The sequence below is a fragment of the Chryseobacterium gleum genome (assembly GCF_900636535.1).
Lineage (GTDB): Bacteria > Bacteroidota > Bacteroidia > Flavobacteriales > Weeksellaceae > Chryseobacterium > Chryseobacterium gleum.
Map to the genome: position 1 here is coordinate 813,559 of NZ_LR134289.1, position 19,595 is coordinate 833,153.

Genomic DNA, 19,595 nt, shown 5'->3' on the forward strand with positions numbered 1-19,595 from the left:
ATCATATACATCTCTTAGGAGAGATCGTAATCAGAAATTGATATAACAGATGCATTATATTCAAAATTTCTTCAAAATTTAATGATAGCTTTATCGCATGAAAATTCTGATTGTTGAAGACGAAGCTGAGCTCGCGAAAAGTATTTCCGAATATCTGTCCGGAGAAAGTTATCTCTGTGAACATGCCGCTACATTTGATGAAGCCATGAATAAAACAGAGGCTTTTGACTATGACTGTATTTTGCTGGATATCATGCTTCCCGACGGCAATGGTCTGAAAATTCTGGAAGAATTAAAGAAACAGCAGAAACAGGACGGTGTTATTATTATTTCTGCCAAAAACGCTTTGGATGATAAAATTGAAGGCCTGAAGCTGGGAGCCGATGACTATCTTACCAAACCTTTTCATCTTTCTGAACTGATGGCAAGGGTATATTCTGTGATCCGCCGGAAACAGTTCAGCAGCTCCAACGTAGTGAAACAAAATGAGCTTCAGATAGATCTGTTGGCTAAAACAGTGACCGTAAATAATGAAACGATTTCATTAACGAAAAAAGAATTCGATCTCTTGATTTATTTTATCGGAAATAAAAATAAAGTGATCTCCAAAAGTACACTTGCAGAACACCTTTCCGGAGATCTGGCAGATATGCTTGACAATCATGATTTTGTTTATGCTCATGTAAAAAACCTTAAGAAAAAACTGTATGATGCGGGATGCGGACATTATCTCAAAACGGTATATGGAACAGGGTATAAGTGGGAGAATTGATAATTGATAGTTGAAGGTTGAAGGTGAAAAATGATTATCTTTTGTATATTACTTAAACTTTAAATCCTGAACTTTAAACCTTAAACACTATAAATTTATAATTCATAACTATTGTGAAGCCTCTATTAACAAAAACCACCAAACCCTTTCTTATCTACGTATTGATTGTACTGATGATCAGTATTCCTGTGTATTATTTTGTAGTGGATACGATCTGGAAAAATGAGCTGGATGAGCATAACCAGATTATTATAGAGAAAACAGCTTTTGAGTTTAACCGTTTAAAGCTTTCTGATGAAGCATTGGAAAAAAGTCTTGAATTATGGAATCAAATCCAGCCTGAAACCAATATTGAAAAGATTTCTCCCGGTCAGATCAGAAGAGACACAGTTTATACCTATGAAAAGCAGCTGCCTTTTATTTCAGAACAAAAAAAGGAACGTTACAGATGCCTTAAAAAAGTAGTTTATCTGCATAACAAACCTTATCTTTTTACCATACAGACCAATATTGAAGAATCCCATGAAACCATAGCTGTGATTGCGATGATCACCATATTCTTTTTTGTGGTTATTGTTGTCGGACTTTTATATCTGAACAGAAAGCTGTCCTCATCCATCTGGAAACCATTCAGGGATACGTTAGATCAATTGAAGACTTTTAATCTTAACAGTCAGATTACCATAGAATTTCCAGTTTCTGATACTTCAGAATTTGAAGAACTTAATCAATCTCTTTACAAACTGATTGAGCGAAACATATCTACTTATAAGACCCAGAAAGAATTCACTGAAAATGCATCTCATGAGCTGCAGACCCCACTTGCTATTATTAAAAACAAACTGGACATTTTACTTCAGGATCAGGATCTTACTGAAAAGCAATACAGAATTGCAGAAGATATCAACAAAGCACTTACAAGAAGTTCCCGTATCAATAAAAACCTTTTGCTTCTCGCGAAAATTGACAATAACCAGTTTGACCATACAGAAACAATTTTCTTTGATCAGCTGCTTCATCAAAGTATTGAAATTCTCAAAGAGCATTTTGAACAAAAAAATATTTCAGCCACTGAAAGTATTTCAAATGATGTACAAGTAAACGGGAACAGTATTCTGACAGAAATATTGATCAACAATCTCATCATCAATGCTATCCGCCATACTTCACCGGGAGGTTCTGTGTCTATAGAATTAAATCAATCTTATTTTGAAGTTTCCAACTCAGGAACTGAAAAACTGAATACAGAAGCATTGTTCAAAAGATTTTCTAAATTTTCGGCGGACAACAACGGAAGTGGCTTAGGACTGTCTATCATACAGGAAATAGGCAGGCTGCACCAATGGATGATCAGCTACAGATTTGAAAACGGCCTCCATATTTTCACCGTTAAATTTTAGTTAAAAAAATTTCCGAACCCAACAATTCAAAATTTCTTCTAAATCGGACTGCACCTTTGTATAAAATATACTGAGGTATTAACTGTTTTTAGAAATGATTCAGAAACATTCCATGCTTTTAATTCTGCAGTATCCTTTATCCATTACAAAAGTAAATGAGAATGAGAACATTTAATAAAGTTGCAGCGGTTACACTCCTTTTCTGGTTAATGAAAATTGTAGCCACCACGTTAGGAGAAACACTGGGAGATTTTATTTCCATGACCCTGAATTTAGGATATGTTGCGGGAATTGTGATCACCCTGGTATTTTTTATCATCATTTTGTCTGTGCAGCTCAGTGTAAAAAAATATATCCCGGCAATTTACTGGATGGTGATCATCGGAACAACGACTTTAGGGACAGAAATCTCAGATTTTATAGACAGAACGCTGAAAACAGGATATCTTACCGGAAGCCTCATTTTACTCTCCGGGCTTTTACTCTCCCTGTTTTTATGGTATAAAAAGTACGGAAATCTTGAAGTATATCCGATTTCTGAGAGAAATAAAGAATTGTATTACTGGACAGCAATATTATTTTCCAATAGCCTGGGAACAGCTTTCGGGGATTTTCTGAGCGATAATCTGGGACTTGGATATATGACCGGAGCTCTGATTACCGGACTTATTATTTTAGCTGTAGTCCTGCTGCATTATTTCACAAAAATCAATCATGTTCTGCTGTTCTGGATTGCTTTTGTTTTTACCAGACCTTTTGGAGCAACCTTTGGCGATCTTTTAACCAAACCTCTGGTTAAAGGAGGACTGGACCTGGGGACACTTAATGCATCTCTGATATCCCTCACACTGATGGTTCTGATGATAATCATTTCCCAAAGAAAGCATACCCGTGAATTACCATCAATTGAAAACAAATCATAGTTATAACCATTTAAACAATAGATTTTAAAAGAAAATAAAATAGTAAAATGAATAGAACAGCCCTGTTTTTTCTCCCATCATGTATGCTCATTTCATCCCTTGTTTCTGCACAGACAATGTCTGTGACAGCATCAGGAAGAATTACCGGTAAAAACAAAACAGCATTACCTTACGCCCATATTATTTTAAAAAAAGAAAAAGACAGTGCCTTTGCAGCCGGAACCATTACTAATGAAGAAGGAAGATTTTCTCTTACAGGTCTAAAACCTGATCATTATATTCTGGAAACTTCACTTACCGGTTATAAAAAACATATACAACCCGTTTTTATTGGCAGCCTGTCTGAATTTCTGGAAATTCCAGATATTGAGCTCGCTGAGGACCAGGAAAATGAGACCAAAATCGAGACGGTTACCATTACAGCCTCTAAAAAGAATGAAATAGACAGCCGCCTTGATAAAAAGACCTATTCCGTCGCAGATAACATCAGCCAAAATGGTGGTTCTGTACTGCAAAGCATGCAGAACCTTCCCGGAATTACTGTACAGGACGGTAAAGTACAATTGAGAGGAAATGATAAGGTTACAGTATTGATTGATGGCAAACAAACAGCTCTTACAGGTTTTGGAAGCCAAACCGGACTGGATAATATCCCTGCTTCTGCCATTGATAAAATTGAGATCATCAACAATCCTTCCTCAAAGTATGACGCTAACGGGAATGCCGGAATCATCAATATTATCATGAAAAAGAATAAGCAGAACGGCTGGAACGGAAAGGCAGGGTTCACTACAGGATTAGGATCATTATGGGTAAGAAAGGAGAATCTTCCCACCATAAGACCGCAGTATACCCTTACGCCTAAAATTAATCCATCACTGTCTGTGAATTACAGAAAAAACAAGGTCAATCTATTTTTACAGGCAGATAATCTTTATACAGAAACCCTTAACAAGAATGAATTTGTAACCCGTACGTATGATGACGGAACCATTATCAACTCCCAGCTGAAAAGAAACAGAAATACTAATTTCTTTACCACCAAAGCCGGAATCGACTGGACTATTGATCCTCAAAATACATTAACCATTTCAGGAATGTACGGAAGCGAAAAAATTATTGACCGGGGAGATCAGCCGTTTTTCAACGGAGATCTGTCTCAGCGTTTGCGTTTATGGCAGTTTCTGGAGGATGAACTGAAAACAACAGTAATGGGAACCGCTTCCTATCAGCATAAATTCAAAGAAGCCGGACATGTTTTGAATGTGGGATTCAACTATACGTTCCATAGAGAAGATGAAAAATATTTCTATGATAATTATCTGCCATCTTCTACCGGAACTGATGCTTTTAAACTATTATCGGATGAACAGGTATATGATTTCAATGTAGATTATGTAAAACCTTTAAAATACGGACGAATAGAAACAGGAATTAAGCTTCGGAACAGAAGTATTCCTACCAATATGAATTTTATTCCGGGCGCTAACTCTGTGTTGGATGTTTCTGCAGGTGGAAAGGCAGATTATAAAGAGTTTATTCCAGCCGTGTATGGAAATTATATCTTTGAAAATGAAAAATGGGAAGCGGAATTGGGACTCAGACTGGAATATGTGAAAATTCAGTATGATGTAAATGCTAACCATCCCACCTACAAAAGTGACGGATACAATTATACCCAGCCATTCCCGAATTTCAGATTGGCATACAAACTTGATGATCATAACAAATTCTCTGTTTTCTACAACAGAAGGGTAGACCGTCCCAACGAATTGGATATCAGAATTTTCCCGAAATATGATGATGCGGAGATCATTAAGGTAGGAAATCCGGCATTACGTCCTCAGTTTACAAATTCTGTTGAATTGGGTTACAAACACAATTGGGATAACGGATATTTGTATTCGGCACTGTATCATCGTTTTGCCAACGGAACCATCACCAGAATTTCAAGTATTGTCCCGGGCAGCACACTTATCTATGCGATATTCCAGAATGCAGGAAGAAGCTATAATACGGGGCTGGAAACGATATGGAACCAGAAAGTATCAGATGTATATTCTTTCAATGTTAATGGAAATCTATACCGTAACCAGATCAACGCATTTACTGTACAAAACCTGTATCCCCAGCCTAATACTTTTTCAGCCGACCGGCAGACTGCCATTTCAGGAAATATCAAAACGAATAACGTTTTTCATTTTTCAAAAGGACTGGACATGCAGTTTACCCTTGTGTATCTGGCACCGGACATCATTCCACAGGGAAAAACAAAGTCAAGATTTACCATGGATGCAGGAGTGAAAAAGACGATTCAGAAAGGGAAGGGCGAACTGTTTATGAACGCTTCAGACCTGCTCAACACAATGGTAATCAGAAAGTCTGTTCAGGGAAATGGATTTGCCTACACAAGCAATGATTATTACGAAACCCAGGTAATCCGTTTAGGATACAGCTATAAATTTTAATACAGAATTGGATAATTATAATGCGATTTAGGATGAAAAAGTACTTTCAAAAAACACTGATTTATGTAATGATTTTGAGTTCAGTCATTGGCAGGATCAACGCCCAGAATACCAATGATACGATATCTGTTCAGAAACCTGTAGAGGACAGTATGATCACCAAAGGTGCCCCAAAAAGCACTTTGAATTATAAAAGCCTGATTATTCCTGCCGCATTCATTGCTTATGGAGTAGCAGGTTTAAGCATGAAAAACCTGAAAAATCTTAATCAATCAACACGGGTTGAAATTAACGAGCATCAGCCTGCACAGATAAAACTGGATAATTATACCCAATACGCTCCGGCAGTAATGGTTTACGGACTTAATGCCATGGGGATAAAAGGAAAACACAATCTGAGAGACCGTACTATTATTTATGCCTCTTCACAACTGATTGCCGCAGCTTTTACCATGCCGTTAAAATATCTGGTAAAAGAAGAAAGGCCTGACGGTTCCAACACTTTATCGTTTCCTTCAGGACATTCTGCTACAGCATTTTCTTCAGCACAGTTTATGTTCAGGGAGTATAAAGACACTAATTTCTGGCTGAGTCTTTCAGGATATCCGTTCGCTGTTTTCACGGCTGTATACAGAATGCTGAATGATAAGCACTGGCTGGGAGATGTTGTGGCAGGAGCCGGATTTGGAATCCTTTCTACAGAACTGGCTTACTGGCTGTTTCCAAAAATTGACAATGTATTGAGAGGAAATAAAAGTAAAAAGACTTTATCATCTACCATGGTTATGCCTTTTTATCAAAATAAAACAGTAGGAATAGGACTGGTGAAAACCTTTTGATACAAACTTTCATTCTGAAAAAGCTCTGCTCTTTATTGAACAGAGCTTTTTTATACCACTTTTGCTTTACGGATTATTTTTGCCAATAAGCCTGGAAAAAATCTTTTCAGATAGACAGCCATCACTTCTTTTCCTCCTATTACTTTTTGTTTTTTCTGCTTTTGAATGGCATGCAGCATTTTTTCTGCAAAAATATTCACCGGCATTCCGTTTTTCGTAGCATCATCCATGGTCCCTTGTAATGAGCCGTCTCCGGTTACTGCATGAATAGAAATATCAGTTTGTATAAATCCAGGACAGATAATAGTAATCCTGATATTCTGATTGAATAATTCTGCCCTTAAGGCATCAAAAAAACCATGTAACGCATGTTTTGCCCCGGCATATCCGCTTCGCATAGGAGCTCCGAATATTCCCATCAGGCTTGAGACTACAGCAATCTGTCCTCCTTTATTCCTGATCATATAAGGAATAACTGCTTTCGTAAGGGCTACTGTTCCGATATAATCAATATCAATAAGTTGCTTATCTACCTCAATATCCGTTTCCATCGCCAGAGAACGCTGTGACAGTCCTGCATTATTAATCAGAATATCAATCTTTCCAAATTGTTCTGCAGCTTTTTTTGCAATATCAGGCATATCCTTATAATTTTTGAGGTCTAAAGGAATCACTGCATACCGGTCAATACTTAATCCTGCTTTTTCAGCCACGGAATGCAGCTGATCTTCTTTTCTGGAAGACAGAATGATTCTGGCACTGCTGTTTTTTGCCAGGTTTTTTACCAAAGCTTCTCCAATACCTGATGATGCTCCGGTGATCCAGATGACTTTATGATCGAAATAACTGCTCATATCTGCTCATTATTTTATTGAAGTCCTGCGATATACTTTCCGGCTTTCATTCCGGAGAAAATACATCCTCCTAAAAAAGTTCCTTCCAGTGCCCGGTAGCCGTGCATTCCGCCACCACCAAAGCCGGCAGCTTCACCAGCAGCAAACAGTCCTTCAATAATACTGTCATCATCTCTTAAGACCTGCCCGTTTAGATTCGTTTTGATTCCGCCTAAAGTTTTACGGGTTAAAATATTCAGGCGTACAGCGATTAAAGGTCCGTTTTCAGGGTCTAAAATTTTATGGGGCGCTGCTACGCGACCAAGTTTATCTCCTAAATAATTCCGGGTATTCCGGATATAATTAATCTGGGTATCTTTTGAGAATTTATTATCCAGTTCCCTGTCCCTGGCTTCGATCTGGGATTTTATTTTATCGTATTTCAGAAGGTTATTTCCAGCCAGTTCATTCATCCTTTTAACAAGATCTTCCAGATTGTCTGATACAATAAAGTCTTTTCCATGTTCTTTAAATGCTTCCACTGGACCCGGTGCTTTTTACCAAAGATCCTTTTCAGAAAAAGAGGATAATCTTTATTGGTAATATCAGGATTCTGTTCTGAGCCCGAAAGCGCAAACTCTTTTTTGATAATCTTCTGGGTCAGGATAAACCACGAATAGGAAAAGCCGGTTTCCTGTATGTATTTTAATGTTCCCAATGTATCAAATCCCGGAAGAAAGGGAGCAGGCAGGCGTTTGCCTTTTGCATCAAACCATAAAGATGAAGGCCCCGGTAATATTCTGATTCCATGATTCGGCCAGATAGGATCCCAGTTTTGCAAACCTTCTGTATAATGCCACATCCTGTCAGGATTAATGATATGGGCGCCTGCACTTTCTGCAATACCAATCATTTTACCATCTACATAAGCAGGAACCCCGCAAACCATATTTTCAGGGGCTTTTCCAAGCCGTTCAGGCCAGTTTTTCCTTACCAGCTCATGATTGGCTCCAATTCCTCCTGAAGCAATAATAACATTCGGGGCAGTATATTCAAATGATGAAATTACATTTCTATTGGTAGCAGCACCTCTTTCTTTATGATCATCTTCCAGAATATCTCCTTTCAGCCCTTTTATCTTTCCGTTTTCTGTTATAAATTCCGTTACCCTGTGTCTGAATTTCATCTGCAGCAAACCTTTATCCTTAGCTTTATAAGCCTTCTCTACAAAAGGCTTTACAACACCTGTACCGGTTCCCCAGCTCACATGAAAACGGGGCACCGAATTCCCATGACCTGTTGCCGAACCATCACCACGCTCTGCCCAGCCTACCATAAACATCAGCTTGATCCCAAGTTTAGAAATGTATTGATACTTTTCACCGGCAGCAAATTTCAGGTAAGCTTCCGCCCATTGGCGCGGCCAATAATCTTCCGGACGGTCAAAACCGGCGGTTCCTTTCCAGTCCTGTAAAGCCAGCTCATAAGAGTCTTTGATTCCCATTCTTCTTTGCTGGGGTGAATTGATCAGAAAAAGCCCTCCGAATGACCAGAAAGCCTGTCCTCCGATATTCTGCTCGGTTTCCTGGTCCAGGAGCAGTACTTTTTTTCCGGCATTGGTAATTTCCATCGCAGCAGTAAGTCCTGCGAGTCCTGCACCAATGATAATGGCATCAGGCCGGAATGTTTCTTCCATGGGTTAAAATGTTTGAATAATACTGAATATAAATGTATAAAATTATTCGGAATCAGATTGAAAATAAGAAAAATTAAAGAATGCAGCGTATAAAGCCGGCCTGAACTCTGAACTTTTCATCTTATATTTGTGAAAAATAGAAGTATGAAGTATTTGTTCATTATGGTTTGCCTTGTCTGTTCCGTTTTCAGTCAGGCACAGCAAAAACAGGATCCGTGGAAAGACAGCCAGCTGATGGATCCGGCGTTACTGGCTTCCAGAATTGAAAAGCATAAGACTAAAGATCTCGTAATCATTTCAGTAGGTCCTGAAGCGATTATCAAAGGCTCTGTAGACATTGGTCCCACTCATGAGCCTGAAAATCTGGAAAAACTGAGAAATTATCTGAAAGATGTTCCGAAAAACAGAGAAATCGTAATCTATTGCGGATGCTGCCCATTCGTAAAGTGCCCTAATATCCGTCCTGCTTTTACATTGCTGATGGAACTGGGATTCAAAAATGCGAAGCTTTTAAACCTTCCGAAAAATATCAAAACAGATTGGCTGGATAAAAACTATCCTACAAATGAGTAATATGAAGAGCTGTTTTACAATATTATTTTTGGTGTTTCTTTCCGTTTCCGTTGATGCCCAGAAAGCAATAGAAATAGGAAAAAAAGCACCTGAAATTACGATGACCAAAGCAGATGGAACAGCATTTTCTCTTTCAAGATTAAAAGGGAAAATTGTCCTGATCGATTTCTGGGCAACCTGGTGTGCTCCATGCGTTGAAGAACAGCCTGAGCTGAAAGCATTGTATGATACGTATTCCGATAAGGTGAAGAACAATCAGTTTGAAATTCTCGGGATTTCTTTGGACAGGAATAAAGAAAGCTGGCAGAAAGCAATTGACAGGTTTGGTATCAGCTGGATACAGATCAGCGATTTAAAATTCTGGAAAAGCCCTGTAGCAAAGCTTTATGAAGTGGATGAACTCCCTTTTAATATCATCATTGACGGGCAGGGAACCATTTTAGCTAAGAATCTTCATGGCAAAGATCTGGAAGAATTTTTAAAGAAAAGTTTATTACAGAACTAAATCTTTTATAAACCGTAAAGAGCAGGAATTATACTGCTCTTTATTTTTATACCATTATACTTTTAATTATGCTGACAGATATTATTGCCAATCATATCGAGGTTATTTTTTGTGGAATCAATCCGGGATTAAAATCATCCAATGACGGCTTTCATTTTTCCGGAAGAAGTAACCGTTTCTGGAAAGTCCTTCATCAGTCAGGCTTTACTCCTTATGAGATAGAAGCCGTAAATGATATCTCTCTTCTGGATTTCGGATATGGATTAACAACCGCCGTGGAAAGAGCAACTTCCCGTGCTGATGAACTTTCAAAGGAAGAATTTGAAGAAGCCCTTAAAAGTTTCACATCGAAAATAATAAAATATCAGCCTAAATATGTAGCTTTTCTTGGTAAAGCAGCCTACAAAGCCTTTTCTAAAAAGAAAGAAATCCTTTGGGGAGAGCAGCCTGAAAACTTCTGTGGAGCAAAAGTATGGGTTTTACCCAACACCAGTGGCCTGAACCGCGGGTTTACTCTTGACAGTTTGGTCACTTATTATAAGGAGTTTTATCATACTGTAAATGAATCCTGATCTTATACCTTATTCGGTTTGCTCACATACTTATTTCCTTTTACAAAGAAACGCCACGGTAAAAGTGCGTCTTCCTCTGTATAAGCAACACCTATACGTGGTCCTGCGATGATTTCATCCGGTCGATACGCAATGCCGTGATCTTCAATCCAGATTTCATTTTCCGTTAATTTTTTTCTGTTAAATGAACGGTCAATTCCTAAAGCTTTGGCTGCAGATCCTGGTCCCGCGGAAATAGAAGGTTTAGAAGCCGGCATATTTCTCCTGAGTTCCATAATTTCTTTACCGATCAAAGGCTCAACAGCTCTTATGAGAACGGCATGAGGCTCATCTTCAACAGAAGTCACCACATTGAAAAGGTGATGAATACCGTAACATAAATAAACATAGGAAACTCCACCATGGCTGTATAACGTTTCGGTACGGTCTGTGCGCCTGCCTCCATAGGCATGAGAAGCTTTATCTTTAACTCCGAAATAGGCTTCGGTTTCTACAATGATTCCCGCTGTAGTTTCCCTGTCGATTTCAGTAAAAAGTACTTTTCCTAAAAGATCCTTAGCCAAAAAAAGAACATCCGGATTGGAATAATAGGAGCGTGGTAGTTTCATGAATGATGTTGGAAATTATTCACTCAAATTTAGTGATAATCCATAAAACAAAAAACTTCGGCGTAAACAAAAGATACCACAAAAATTCACATTTCATAAAATAGTGATTAATTTGGCATACCCATTGTTTCTCTCAACTCAACATCATTCACACCACTATAAAAAATATAGGTTTTGACACTTTAATTCCCCGGATTTCTCCGGGGAATTTTTGTTGGAAACGTACCTAAAATAAAAAGCCCCACATCACTGTGAGACTTTTAGAGTTATTTTGCTCCCGGAGGGCAGTGTTCTTTCAGAAATTTTGTAAACAGGGTGGCAAGATGCAGTGATGTTCCTTCACCCTCATCAATAGAGTGGGTACGGTTAGGATAAGACATCAGCTGAAACTGTTTATTATACTTTACCAACTCGTTGATATACACTTCTGTATTCTGGTAATGTACATTATCATCACCTGTACCGTGAACCAGTAAAAGGTTTCCTTTTAAATTTTTAGCATAAGCGAGCGGGGAACCATTAACAAAGTCTTCTCTGTTCTCCTGAGGAAGCCCCATATAGCGCTCCTGGTAGATATTATCATAGAATAACTGATTGGCAACCGGAGCAATCGCAATTCCCGTCTGGTATATATCAGGATATTGTCCTAAAAGGTTCAGGGTAGAAGAGCCTCCGCCGCTCCAGCCCCATACGGCAACTCTTGACGTATCAATATAAGGCCATTTTGCAAATAATGCTTTAGCTCCCATTGCCTGATCACGGATATTCAGCTGTCCTATTTTACGGTAAATTGATTTTCTCCATTCACGCCCTTTTGGTGCAGGAGTTCCACGGTTTTCAAGAGAAACATATAAATAGCCGTCTTCAGCCATATTCCCTGTGTATAATCCATTCCAGCCTGTGTAGAAACTGTCTGTTACCGTCTGCATTGCAGGTTCTCCATATACGGTAAAAACAATAGGGTATTTTTTATTGGGATCGAAGTTTTTAGGTTTTACTACCCATCCGTCCAATGTAACTCCGTCCTGTGTGGTAACCTGGAAAAATTCTGCTTTTGCTATCGCCGGATCTGCTTTTGCGGATCTTTTGGCAGCTACCAATTCCTTATGTTCCGGGAGAGATACTACGGAACCTATTGAAATGGTATTGACGTTATCATTGGTAAACATTGCGATCTTTCCGTTAGGGGAAATCGTGTATTCATTAGAACCCGTATAGGTTTCAGGAGTTACTTTTTGTGCTTTTCCTCCCTTCATGCTTACTTTATACAGATATTTCTGTGTGGCATTGTTGGGTGACGCCAAAAAATAGATCTGCTTATTCTGAATATCAAAAAATTCCGGCTTTATAACATCAAATGCATCTTTTGTAATTAATGTTTCTTTACCGTTCATATCTATTTTATAAATATGTCTCCATCCGTCCTTTTCAGAAAGCCATAAAAATTCTTTTCCATTATCAATCCAGTCCCATCCACTCGGATCATTATCATTCCAGCGGGATTTTATATCAATCCATGCTGCATCTGTTTCCGTGTAAATCGTTTTACTGTTTCCGGAATCTGCATCTGCCACGATAATTTTACTTTGATTCTGTTTTCTGTTCAACTGCTGCAGAATAACAGATTTAGAATCCAGAACCCATTCCATTCTCGGAATATAATGCTGTACCTCATCTCCTGAAATATCAGCTTTCTTGGTAGATCCTGAAGCAAGATCATAAAACCAGATACTGCATCCGGAAGGATTTTCACCAGCTTTCGGGTATTCTACAGGAATAGTAAATGAGTACAGACTATCGGTATTATTAATCATCAGGAAGTTTTTTGTCCCTCTTGCGTCCAGTTTCCAGTAAGCAATTTTGTTACCGTCCGGGGACCATCTGAAACCATCCTGGGTTCCAAATTCCTCTTCATATACCCAATCGAAGGTACCGTTGATCATTCCATCCGTACCATCCGAAGTGATCTTTGTCTGCTGATTGTTTGAAAGATCTTCGATATAAATATTATGCTTAGATACATAGGCTACTTTTTTACCGTCCGGTGAATATTTTGCAAACATTAATGAAGAAGCCGGCAAGCCTTTTCCAAGCTGGGTAAGCTTTTTGGTATTTTTGTCAAAAATCCAGTAGTCACCGCGGGTATTATCTCTCCATACTTTCTTTGTATTGGCAAAAAGCAATAAGCTTTTTCCATCCGGAGAAACCTGAAAGCTTTGTACCTTCAATGCTTCAGAACTTCCTGCAGGAATCAGTTCATTGCTGCTTAAAAGTGTCTGGTCTTTTCCGGGATGCAGCACATCCACAATTTCAACCCCTTTTTTAGTAAATGAATAATATGCATTGCCATCCGGAGTCCATTGTGTTTTCTGTGCTGCCAATGGTGATAAACACAGAAAATACAATGCAATGGCTGTTATTTTTTTTATGTTCTTCATAAATAATATTTGAGTTAAGCTAAATGTTCAGCTCTGTAATTTTCAATTTCTTCTACGGTTTTAATCAGCCCGTTTCCAAGGAGTCTGTAGCCATTGTCTGTAACCAGGAAATCATCTTCTACACGAACACCTCCGAAATTACGGTATTCGTTTACTTTATCATAATTAATAAAGTCTGCGTTTTTATTTTCTGCCTGCCACATGTCAATCAGTTCCGGAATCATATAAATACCAGGCTCAACGGTAACTACGAATCCTGACTCAAGAGCTTTTCCCAAACGTAAAGACTTAAGACCGAATGTTTTGGTATCTTTGGGTTCTTCTTCAGTATATCCGATGTACTGCTCACCAAGATCTTCCATATCATGCACATCCAATCCCATCATATGACCCAGACCACACTGGAAAAACAGGGTATGGGCATGGTTTTTTACAGCGTCTTCAGCGTTTCCTTTCATCAGTCCAAGATCAATAAGACCTTCTACCAGATGCTGAGCTGCTTTCAGATGAATATCTTTGAAACGAACACCTGGTTTTAGAAGCTGCTGGGCATTATTGAAAGCATTCAGAACTACTTCGTACATTTCCTTCTGCTTTGTAGTAAAAGCTTTGCTTACAGGAAATGTTCTGGTAAGGTCACCTGCATATCCCATTGCCGTTTCTGCTCCGGAATCATTCAGGAAAAGATCTCCCTCTTTTAAAGTATTAAGACGGTAATGATTATGCAGGATACCTCCGTTGATTGTCACAATCGGAGGATAGGACATCTGGCACTCTTTATTCGCAGCAAGATATTGGATAGCATTGGCAATTTCATATTCTTTCATTCCCGGTTTCGCAAGACGCATGGCCAGTAGGTGCATTTCATTGGAGACATTCACAGCCTGTTCTATCTGTGCTATTTCCTGAGGCTCTTTAATAGAACGCTGTTTGACAATAGCTTTGATCATTTCTACAGAAGGCTGCAGGTCCGGAATTTTTATCCCAAGAAGATCCGACAGTAAAATTTTATTGGAAGGCTGATACGGAGGAAGATAATGCACCTTTCTGCCTGAATTCTGTACCTTTGAAATATACCGGGCAAGTTCTGTGTAAGGTAACGTTTCCTGAACACCGGATTTCAGACTTTTTTCCTTAAGGGTTTCCTGCCTTCCCATCCATACAATTTCATCTATACTTAGCTCATCGCCGAAAATGATGGTTTTATTTTCATCAATATCAATAATGGCTGCTATGCGGGGTTCCTGAATCCCGAAATAATATAAATAGGTGCTGTCCTGGCGGAAATAATAAGGATTGTGCTCAAAATTCACAGGATTCTCTATATTTCCCAGAAATAATAAAATTCCGTTCGCTACATTATGCTGTAGTACGGCTCTTCTATCTTGATAAGTTTGTGCTGAAAACATATTATGAATAGTTTTTATTTTAAAGGTTTAAATTTACAATTTTGTACCATTAATAAGTCTTTCTTGTTTAAAATAAAGAACATGTAAAGTTTGGATTTTAAAATAATACTTAATGTTCATATTTTGCTTAACTTCAGCAATATTTTAACCTAACGCATATTTTATATCAGTAAAGCAGCCTAACCATGAAAAGCCTTCAATTCTCTGTTCCCGCCGACACCAACAAGAGTATCCGAATCCAGGAAGATATTATGCCTAATTTCTATCCTTATTTTCACAGACATACAGAAACACAGATCATGTGGATCATTAAAGGACGTGGAACATTGGCCATAGAGCAGAATCTGTTTAATTTTGAAGCGGGTGACATTTTTTACCTGGGTGCCAATCAATCCCATGTTTTCAGAGGCAATTTTGAAAAAAATGAAAAGCAGAAGGTTCATTCCATCTCTATTTTTTTTGATCCTTATAAAAAGATCGCTGCATTTTTCGATCTCCCGGAATTTGGAGAACTTAAAAATTTCATTACCCATTCAGAGGTTGGTTTCCAGATCGCTCCTAAATTGAAAACAAGTATCGGAGAAAACATTGCGGCATTACAAAAAACAGAAGGAGTAGAGCAGATTATAGATTTTATCAGGATTCTAAACCATCTTATGCAAAACAGGCACCTGCATATTCCTTTGTCTTCAGAAAAGAATCTGCCGAATCATATTTCAGACTATGATCAAAGAATTATAGATGCCCAGACCTTTATTAAGAAGAATTTTACCCAAACTAAACTTACCCTTGATGCTATTGCCAAAGAAGCTTGTATGACGCCTCAGGCATTCTGCAGATCTTTTAAAAAACGAACAAGGATTACCTATATTCAATATCTTAATGAACTCCGCGTACAGCGGGCCTGCAGATTACTGACATCCAGTAACATGTACAGCATTTCTTCTGTAGCTTTTAATAGCGGATTCAACAGCCTTACTAATTTCAACCGGGTTTTTAAATCCATTATGAAATATTCTCCCAAGGAATATCTGAAGCATTATAAAGAAGCTACTTTTGACCACGAATAACTACATGTTAAAATACGGTCAGAATTAATTAAAATATTAACATTTGCCGTTTTAAAATTCACTTAGTTTTGAATAAATATTATTTGATATGAGTACAAAACTAAACTGGGAAGGTATTTATCCTGCAGTATTAACTCCTTTTACAAAAGAAGGAAAGATTGATTTTGAAATGTTTGCTATTAATACAGAAGCTCAGATTAAAGCAGGCGTTCACGGGATTATCCTTGCAGGAACATTAGGGGAAGCCAGTGCTTTGGAAACAGAAGAAAAATTTGAGCTGCTGAAATATGCAAAAAAAATAACACAGGAAAGAATTCCTGTCATTCTTAATCTATCTGAAAATACCACCAAAAATGCAGTCAACTTTGCCAGGAAAGCAAAAGAACTGGGTGCAGACGGTCTGATGCTGCTTCCGCCAATGCGTTACAAAGCCGATAACCGTGAAGTGACCGAATATTTTAAAGCAGTGGCTTCCGCTACAGATCTTCCGATCCTTATTTATAATAATCCTGTAGATTACGGAATTTATGTTACCATTGAAATGTTTGAGGAGCTTATTGAATATCCCACTATTCAGGCTGTTAAAGAATCTACAAGAGATCTGGCGAATGTAACCAGAATGATCAACCGTTTTGGAAAAAGGATCAAAATTCTTGGAGGCGTAGATACGATTTGTCTGGAAACCCTGATGCTTGGAGCAGACGGTCTTGTGGCAGGCCTTGTAGACGCCTTTCCCAACGAAACCATGGCGATGTACAATTATGTTAAAACAGGCGAATATGACAAAGCTGTAGCCCTCTACAGATGGTTTATGCCATTACTTGAGCTTGACATTCACCCTAAACTTATTCAGTATATCAAACTGGCTGCAACAGCAGAAGGGATAAGCAATCCGTATGTGAGAGCACCACGTCTTGAACTTCAAGGAGAAGAAGCAGAAAGAATTCAAAAAATTATTGAAGAAGGCAGAGCAAATCGTCCGGTATTATTAATTCCAGAAACACAGATATGATTGAAGAAACATCAACACAGGATATAGACAGAAGAATTCAGATGGCAGCTGAAGCTTTCCAGTTTCTGAAGAATACCACCATCAGTGAACGGGCTGAATTTATGAATGCTGTTGCTGATCATATTGAAGCTTTGGGAGAAGAACTTTTGACAGTTACTCATGCCGAAACTTCATTGCCATTAGCCAGACTTACCGGTGAAAAAGCAAGAACAGTGGGACAATGGAGAAGTTATGCAAAAGCTGTTGCTGCCGGTATCTATACGGAAGCCAGAATTGATCTTGCCCGGCCTGAAAAACAAAAAGGAGATCTCAGAAAATATAATGTAGGCATAGGACCTGTAGTTGTTTTCGGAGCCAGCAATTTTCCGTATGCATTTTCTACTGCGGGAGGAGATACTGCAAGTGCTATTGGAGCAGGCTGTCCCGTCATTATAAAAGCACATCCGGCACATCCTCAGACTTCACAGATAATGGCGGATGCGATAACTACGGTTATTAAAGCATTTGGATGGCCTGAAGGGATTTTTAGTCATATTACCGAAACATCTTATGAGATTGGCACTTATCTTACTCAGCATCCGGATATCCGGGCTGTTGCCTTTACCGGATCTTTCACTGGCGGAAAAGCTTTGTTTGATATTGCCAACCGTAGAAAAGACCCGATTCCGGTGTTTGCAGAAATGGGAAGTATCAATCCTGTATTTGCCTTTCAAAACCTGCTTGAAACCAAAGCTGAAGCATTGGCAAAGGAATATATCGGTTCTTTAACGCTTGGAGTAGGACAATTTTGTACCAATCCGGGAGTATTTATTGCATTGAAAGGAAACCCGCTTGACCGTTTTATCAATGCCTTAAAAGAGGAAATTCAGGAAATTACTCCCGCTAAAATGCTTCACGAAGGAATTTTTGAAAGTTTCGAAAAAAACAAGAGCATTGCAATAGAACAACCTGATGTTGAATTAATTGCATCAGTACATACTGAAAGTACTGCAGGAAGTGCTGCAGCCATAAAAACCCGTGCCAAAAACTTCATTAATAATCGGGTATTGAGTGAAGAAGTCTTTGGGCCATTTGGTATTGTTGTGGAGTATGAAACAGATGAAGAACTTATGGAAATTGCCCGGCAGCTAAAAGGACAGTTAACCATTACCATTGCGGCGACCCATGAAGATGTGCGTGATAACGGTGCATTGATTACTATCTTAAAAGATAAATGCGGAAGATTATTATTCAACGGAATGCCTACAGGAGTAGAAGTGGTGTATGGCATGCAGCATGGAGGGCCGTTTCCTTCTACAACCGATTCACGCTTTACTTCCGTAGGCCCGGATGCTGTAAAACGCTTTGTTCGCCCGATTTGCTTTCAGAACTGGCCGGATGAATTCTTACCGGATGAGTTGAAGAATGACAATCCACTGCAGATCAGCAGAATGGTAGATGGAATAATGAATTCAGAATCACTAAAATTACAAACCACATGAACAGAACATTCTTTTGTATAGATTCACACACCTGTGGATGTCCAGTACGTCTTGTTGCAGGAGGTGCCCCTATTTTAAAAGGAAACTCCATGATGGAACGCCGGCTGCACTTTATGGAAGAATACGACTGGATCAGAAAGGGATTAATGTTTGAGCCCCGCGGCCATGACATGATGAGCGGAAGTATTCTGTATCCTACTGTAGATGAAAATAACGATATCGGAGTTTTATATATTGAAACCAGCGGATGTCTTCCCATGTGCGGGCACGGAACCATCGGAACGGTTACCATTGCCATTGAAGAAGGTCTTGTTGTTCCCAAAATTCCGGGAAAATTACGTCTTGAAACACCTGCAGGGCTTATTCTCATCGATTATGTACAGGAAGGGAAAAAAGTAAAATCTGTAAAACTGACCAATGTAAAGTCTTTCCTATATGCGGAAGACCTTGAAGTTGATTGTCCGGACCTGGGATTAATAAAAGCCGATGTTGCTTATGGCGGAAACTTCTATGCAATTATAGATCCTCAGGAAAACTTCAGAGATATTTCTGATTTTACGGCCAGCCAGCTTATTCATTATGGAAAGATTATCAGAAAATTACTTAATGAAAAGTACCGGTTCATCCATCCTGAAATTGAACATATTACCGGATTAAGCCATATTCAATGGACGGGTAAACCTAAAGATCCAAAAGCCAGCGGAAGAAATGCTGTTTTAGTGGGTGAAAATGCTCTTGACCGTTCACCATGTGGTACAGGCACTTCTGCAAGAATGGCCCAATGGTATGCAAAGGGAAAACTGAAGGAAGGGGAAGAATTCATTCATGAAAGTTATATAGGCTCCCAGTTTATCGGGAGAATTGAAGAAACCACAACTATTGATGGAAAAGCAGCCATTATTCCGTCAGTAGAAGGCTGGGCAAGAATTACCGGATACAATCATATAATTATTGATGATGAAGATCCTTATTGGCAGGGTTTTCAGGTAATGTAAC

Annotated in this window: 18 protein-coding genes; 12 read left to right on the forward strand and 6 right to left on the reverse strand. The window is 38.8% G+C overall.

The window, feature by feature from the left end; genetic code table 11:
- The first annotated feature begins 97 nt into the window (after positions 1-97).
- The 5 genes from EL165_RS03735 to EL165_RS03755 all read left to right on the forward strand — a co-directional run bounded on the left by EL165_RS03735 (position 98) and on the right by EL165_RS03755 (position 6,402).
- The gene (locus tag EL165_RS03735) at positions 98-772 is read left to right on the forward strand and encodes a response regulator transcription factor (protein ID WP_002979385.1); all 675 of its coding nucleotides are present in this window, start codon (positions 98-100) and stop codon (positions 770-772) included.
- Between the two features lie 113 nt (positions 773-885).
- The gene (locus EL165_RS03740) at positions 886-2,172 is read left to right on the forward strand and encodes a sensor histidine kinase (protein WP_041461484.1); all 1,287 of its coding nucleotides are present in this window, start codon (positions 886-888) and stop codon (positions 2,170-2,172) included.
- Between the two features lie 161 nt (positions 2,173-2,333).
- Positions 2,334-3,095 carry a COG4705 family protein gene (locus EL165_RS03745; RefSeq protein WP_041461483.1) on the forward strand — a complete coding sequence of 254 codons (762 nt, stop codon included), beginning with the start codon at positions 2,334-2,336 and terminating at the stop codon, positions 3,093-3,095.
- Between the two features lie 47 nt (positions 3,096-3,142).
- Positions 3,143-5,563: a TonB-dependent receptor domain-containing protein gene (locus EL165_RS03750; protein ID WP_002979382.1), complete on the forward strand. Its 2,421-nt coding sequence runs from the start codon at positions 3,143-3,145 to the stop codon at positions 5,561-5,563.
- Positions 5,564-5,595: 32 nt separating this feature from the next.
- The gene (locus EL165_RS03755; protein WP_002979381.1) at positions 5,596-6,402 is read left to right on the forward strand and encodes a phosphatase PAP2 family protein; all 807 of its coding nucleotides are present in this window, start codon (positions 5,596-5,598) and stop codon (positions 6,400-6,402) included.
- A 50-nt stretch (positions 6,403-6,452) separates the two neighbouring features.
- On the opposite strand, the gene EL165_RS03760 is transcribed toward EL165_RS03755, so the two are convergent.
- Genes EL165_RS03760 through EL165_RS03765 form a run of 3 tightly spaced genes read right to left on the reverse strand, consistent with a single transcriptional unit; the run spans position 6,453 to position 8,931 of the window.
- Positions 6,453-7,256: an SDR family oxidoreductase gene (locus EL165_RS03760; protein ID WP_002979380.1), complete on the reverse strand. Its 804-nt coding sequence runs from the start codon at positions 7,254-7,256 to the stop codon at positions 6,453-6,455.
- A 14-nt stretch (positions 7,257-7,270) separates the two neighbouring features.
- Positions 7,271-7,777: an FAD-binding protein gene (locus EL165_RS26200; RefSeq protein ID WP_232529163.1), complete on the reverse strand. Its 507-nt coding sequence runs from the start codon at positions 7,775-7,777 to the stop codon at positions 7,271-7,273.
- The gene (locus EL165_RS03765) at positions 7,705-8,931 is read right to left on the reverse strand and encodes an FAD-binding dehydrogenase (RefSeq protein WP_232529164.1); all 1,227 of its coding nucleotides are present in this window, start codon (positions 8,929-8,931) and stop codon (positions 7,705-7,707) included. Before EL165_RS03765 ends, EL165_RS26200 begins: the two co-directional genes overlap by 73 nt.
- Before the next feature lie 144 nt (positions 8,932-9,075).
- On the opposite strand from EL165_RS03765, the gene EL165_RS03770 reads away from it, so the two are divergent.
- The 3 genes from EL165_RS03770 to mug all read left to right on the forward strand — a co-directional run bounded on the left by EL165_RS03770 (position 9,076) and on the right by mug (position 10,581).
- Complete coding sequence (locus tag EL165_RS03770; RefSeq protein ID WP_002979378.1) at positions 9,076-9,504, forward strand: rhodanese-like domain-containing protein; 429 nt, start codon at positions 9,076-9,078, stop codon at positions 9,502-9,504.
- Positions 9,497-10,009, forward strand: coding sequence for a TlpA family protein disulfide reductase (locus tag EL165_RS03775; protein ID WP_002979377.1), 513 nt, complete (start codon positions 9,497-9,499; stop codon positions 10,007-10,009). The genes EL165_RS03770 and EL165_RS03775 overlap by 8 nt, the downstream gene beginning before the upstream one ends.
- Positions 10,010-10,077: 68 nt before the next feature.
- Positions 10,078-10,581: a G/U mismatch-specific DNA glycosylase gene (gene mug, locus EL165_RS03780; protein ID WP_002979376.1), complete on the forward strand. Its 504-nt coding sequence runs from the start codon at positions 10,078-10,080 to the stop codon at positions 10,579-10,581.
- Positions 10,582-10,583: 2 nt separating this feature from the next.
- Here mug and EL165_RS03785 read toward each other — a convergent pair whose 3' ends face one another.
- From EL165_RS03785 to EL165_RS03795, 3 genes are all read right to left on the reverse strand, one after another.
- The gene (locus EL165_RS03785) at positions 10,584-11,189 is read right to left on the reverse strand and encodes a DNA-3-methyladenine glycosylase (RefSeq protein WP_002979375.1); all 606 of its coding nucleotides are present in this window, start codon (positions 11,187-11,189) and stop codon (positions 10,584-10,586) included.
- A gap of 266 nt (positions 11,190-11,455) precedes the next feature.
- Positions 11,456-13,627, reverse strand: coding sequence for a S9 family peptidase (locus EL165_RS03790; RefSeq protein WP_002979374.1), 2,172 nt, complete (start codon positions 13,625-13,627; stop codon positions 11,456-11,458).
- A gap of 14 nt (positions 13,628-13,641) precedes the next feature.
- Positions 13,642-15,036 (reverse strand): aminopeptidase P family protein, encoded by a 1,395-nt coding sequence (locus EL165_RS03795; protein WP_002979373.1) that lies wholly within the window; start codon positions 15,034-15,036, stop codon positions 13,642-13,644.
- A gap of 185 nt (positions 15,037-15,221) precedes the next feature.
- Here EL165_RS03795 and EL165_RS03800 point away from each other — a divergent pair, with 185 nt between their 5' ends.
- The 4 genes from EL165_RS03800 to EL165_RS03815 all read left to right on the forward strand — a co-directional run bounded on the left by EL165_RS03800 (position 15,222) and on the right by EL165_RS03815 (position 19,594).
- Positions 15,222-16,106 carry an AraC family transcriptional regulator gene (locus EL165_RS03800; protein WP_002979372.1) on the forward strand — a complete coding sequence of 295 codons (885 nt, stop codon included), beginning with the start codon at positions 15,222-15,224 and terminating at the stop codon, positions 16,104-16,106.
- 88 nt (positions 16,107-16,194) lie between these two features.
- The gene (locus EL165_RS03805; RefSeq protein WP_002979371.1) at positions 16,195-17,118 is read left to right on the forward strand and encodes a dihydrodipicolinate synthase family protein; all 924 of its coding nucleotides are present in this window, start codon (positions 16,195-16,197) and stop codon (positions 17,116-17,118) included.
- The gene (locus tag EL165_RS03810) at positions 17,115-18,599 is read left to right on the forward strand and encodes an aldehyde dehydrogenase (NADP(+)) (RefSeq protein ID WP_002979370.1); all 1,485 of its coding nucleotides are present in this window, start codon (positions 17,115-17,117) and stop codon (positions 18,597-18,599) included. The genes EL165_RS03805 and EL165_RS03810 overlap by 4 nt, the downstream gene beginning before the upstream one ends.
- Entirely contained in the window at positions 18,596-19,594 is a 999-nt protein-coding gene (locus tag EL165_RS03815; protein WP_002979369.1) for a 4-hydroxyproline epimerase, read from the forward strand. Before EL165_RS03810 ends, EL165_RS03815 begins: the two co-directional genes overlap by 4 nt.
- Position 19,595 lies beyond the last annotated feature (1 nt).

Excerpts from the sequence above, each read along its gene's own strand:
- EL165_RS03775 (WP_002979377.1), top strand. The coding sequence starts at position 9,497 with ATGAGTAATATGAAGAGCTGTTTTACAATATTATTTTTGGTGTTTCTT.
- EL165_RS03810 (WP_002979370.1), top strand. The coding sequence starts at position 17,115 with ATGATTGAAGAAACATCAACACAGGATATAGACAGAAGAATTCAGATG.
- EL165_RS03755 (WP_002979381.1), top strand. The coding sequence starts at position 5,596 with ATGAAAAAGTACTTTCAAAAAACACTGATTTATGTAATGATTTTGAGT.
- EL165_RS03760 (WP_002979380.1), bottom strand. The coding sequence starts at position 7,256 with ATGAGCAGTTATTTCGATCATAAAGTCATCTGGATCACCGGAGCATCA.
- EL165_RS03745 (WP_041461483.1), top strand. The coding sequence starts at position 2,334 with ATGAGAACATTTAATAAAGTTGCAGCGGTTACACTCCTTTTCTGGTTA.
- EL165_RS03735 (WP_002979385.1), top strand. The coding sequence starts at position 98 with ATGAAAATTCTGATTGTTGAAGACGAAGCTGAGCTCGCGAAAAGTATT.
- EL165_RS03750 (WP_002979382.1), top strand. The coding sequence starts at position 3,143 with ATGAATAGAACAGCCCTGTTTTTTCTCCCATCATGTATGCTCATTTCA.
- EL165_RS03765 (WP_232529164.1), bottom strand. The coding sequence starts at position 8,931 with ATGGAAGAAACATTCCGGCCTGATGCCATTATCATTGGTGCAGGACTC.
- EL165_RS03795 (WP_002979373.1), bottom strand. The coding sequence starts at position 15,036 with ATGTTTTCAGCACAAACTTATCAAGATAGAAGAGCCGTACTACAGCAT.
- mug (WP_002979376.1), top strand. The coding sequence starts at position 10,078 with ATGCTGACAGATATTATTGCCAATCATATCGAGGTTATTTTTTGTGGA.
- EL165_RS03770 (WP_002979378.1), top strand. The coding sequence starts at position 9,076 with ATGAAGTATTTGTTCATTATGGTTTGCCTTGTCTGTTCCGTTTTCAGT.
- EL165_RS03805 (WP_002979371.1), top strand. The coding sequence starts at position 16,195 with ATGAGTACAAAACTAAACTGGGAAGGTATTTATCCTGCAGTATTAACT.
- EL165_RS03790 (WP_002979374.1), bottom strand. The coding sequence starts at position 13,627 with ATGAAGAACATAAAAAAAATAACAGCCATTGCATTGTATTTTCTGTGT.
- EL165_RS03800 (WP_002979372.1), top strand. The coding sequence starts at position 15,222 with ATGAAAAGCCTTCAATTCTCTGTTCCCGCCGACACCAACAAGAGTATC.
- EL165_RS03815 (WP_002979369.1), top strand. The coding sequence starts at position 18,596 with ATGAACAGAACATTCTTTTGTATAGATTCACACACCTGTGGATGTCCA.
- EL165_RS03785 (WP_002979375.1), bottom strand. The coding sequence starts at position 11,189 with ATGAAACTACCACGCTCCTATTATTCCAATCCGGATGTTCTTTTTTTG.